The following is a 1,005-nucleotide window of genomic DNA, read 5'->3' on the forward strand; positions in this document are numbered from 1 at the left end:
GACGTCGGGGGCGGCGGGCTGGCGGCCGACCTGGGGGACGCGGACCTCCATCGGTGTGTCCGCGTCCGCGCCGCCGGTTGTCCGCGTCACGTCGATCACCAGGCGGTCGCCGTCGCGGCGGTCGGCGCGGAACTGCCACGCGCCGGCGGCCAGTTCGGCCGGCAGGGTGGCTCCGACGGGTGTCAGTACCCGTACCGGCATCCCGTCGAGGTACGCGTGCCAGCGGCCCGCGCCCGCCGGTGCGGGCACCGATGCGGTGAAGCGGCCCTTGTCCCGTACGACATCGGCGCGCACGGTCCGGCCTTCCTCTTCGGCCCGCAGCTCCAACTCGCCCCGCGCGTCCCCGCCGTGCGTCCCCGACAGCCGCAGCGCGCCGTGCTCCCACCGCAGTACGTCGGCGATCGCCTGCCGGGTCAGCTCCACCCGCAGTTGCCCGGCCGCATCCGCCGTCACGCACACCTCGCCGTACCGGCCGGGTGCGAGCCCCAGCCTGGCCGCCACCGGCAGCTCGGTCCCGTCGGCCAGCACCAGTCGTACGCGCCAACGCACCGAGCCCGGCGGCTCGACCTCCTTGGGGAGGCGCGGCTCGTCCACCGGTTTGTCCGTGAGGTCCGCCAGGGGGAGGCGGACCGTGAAACCTTCGCCCGAACCGTCCACGTGATACATGAACTCCCTGCTCCCATCCGGGTGTTGGACGCTCAGCGTGGTCGGCCGCACCCCGCCGAAGAGCTCCCCGGTGAGCTCCACCCGGTCGCCGTCCAGCCGGTGCGCGTCCACGCGCGCCGCGCACTGCCGTACGGTCACCGACGCCCGCCCGTCCCGGAAGTCGAGCGTGCCCCGCCAGCCGTGACCGAGTTCCTTCACGAGCGGCTGCGCCGCTGATGTCTCCGGGGGGCGTACGGCGGCCCGGCGCACCACCTCGCGGCGGCTGACGACCACCCCGAGCAGCCACTCGCCGACGGGGAGCGCCAGCGGATCGACGGTCATCTCGAACGTGTCGGGCCC

At 74.9% G+C, this 1,005-nt stretch carries 1 pseudogene; it reads right to left on the reverse strand.

The features are described 5' to 3' along the window. Nucleotides 1-987, reverse strand: a pseudogene (locus tag J0695_RS39880) (hypothetical protein); the annotation flags it as partial. Between the last annotated feature and the right edge of the window lie 18 nt (nt 988-1,005).

The sequence above is a fragment of the Streptomyces beijiangensis genome (assembly GCF_017315755.1).
GTDB lineage: Bacteria > Actinomycetota > Actinomycetes > Streptomycetales > Streptomycetaceae > Streptomyces > Streptomyces beijiangensis.